This window comes from Moorena sp. SIO4A1, from assembly GCF_010672065.1.
Lineage (GTDB): Bacteria > Cyanobacteriota > Cyanobacteriia > Cyanobacteriales > Coleofasciculaceae > Moorena.
On the sequence record NZ_JAAHHX010001010.1, the window covers coordinates 1 to 1088 of the forward strand.

The following is a 1088-nucleotide window of genomic DNA, read 5'->3' on the forward strand; positions in this document are numbered from 1 at the left end:
GGGATGGGATCCCCTAAAAGCAGCAGTGAAGTTAGCCCATGAGCGAGGGATGGAATTGCACGCTTGGGTTTGGATGTTTGCTGCAGCTAACCAGCGGCACAATGCGGTTTTGGATCAACCAGCAGACCCCAAGGCTAGATAAGGATTAGAAGAAGCATCAACAGTTTTAAGTTCAAAATTGCTTGGACTTCCACCGTCTGGGTTACTCGGTACCCTAACCGCAGCCTCTCGGTTATCGATTCCCCAACAACGGAACGCGCCACTCCAACAATGAGGGCGAATCCGTCGATAAGAATTAGTACTGGGTGTGGTTAGTGCCATTAAAGCAGGTAAATGCTGTAAAATTCCAGCAATAAACTGACAGGCGACTTGGGAAAGTCCCCCATCCCCTTCTGGATTGAGTAACAGGTTTTTCCCATCCCGCCATAGGCTGAGGTGGAGGTGACAACCATTACCAGCTTGGTCAGCTAGGATTTTGGGCAGAAATGAGGCAACCAGGTGATGTTGAAATGCGATCGCTTTTACTGTCTCCCGGAAGGCTATTTGTTGATCTGCCGCTGGTAGGGCTTGGGTGTATAGTATAGAAATTTCCTGTTGACCAGGACCAGATTCTGGGTAATACTGCTCTACAGGCATCCCTTGCTCCACCAAGGCTTCAGCAATGTGGTCAATCACCTGCTGATGTTGATCCATTGCCAGCGTCGAGGCAAATACGGTATTGTCTACCGGTAGAATCCCCTCAGGAGTTGGCTGCAGCAGGTAAAACTCATTTTCAAATGCAGCAACCACTTGTAAGCCCTCACTTTCCGCTTCTGCTACCATCCTTTTGAGGAAGTTTCGGGGACAACAGGGCCATGGGCTACCATTGTTGACCATATCCCCAAACACACGGGCATGACCAGGAGCATAGGGTAAGGAGGTTAAGGTTTCCCAATCCGGTACTAAGCGGATTTCACCGATAGGTCCCAAGCCACTGCCTGGGACTGGGACATCATACATCACCGGTAGAGCTTGCTGGGCTGCTGAAATGCCCACACCGTGCTTGAGGTAGTCTGGTAAGGTTTTCCAGTGGACTGCTTTACCACGGA

At 50.3% G+C, this 1088-nt stretch carries 1 protein-coding gene; it reads right to left on the bottom strand.

The features are described 5' to 3' along the window. Positions 1-114 precede the first annotated feature (114 nt). Positions 115-1088 (bottom strand): glutamine synthetase family protein (locus F6K53_RS44860; RefSeq protein WP_366511459.1); only part of this gene is annotated, 974 nt, incomplete at its 5' end.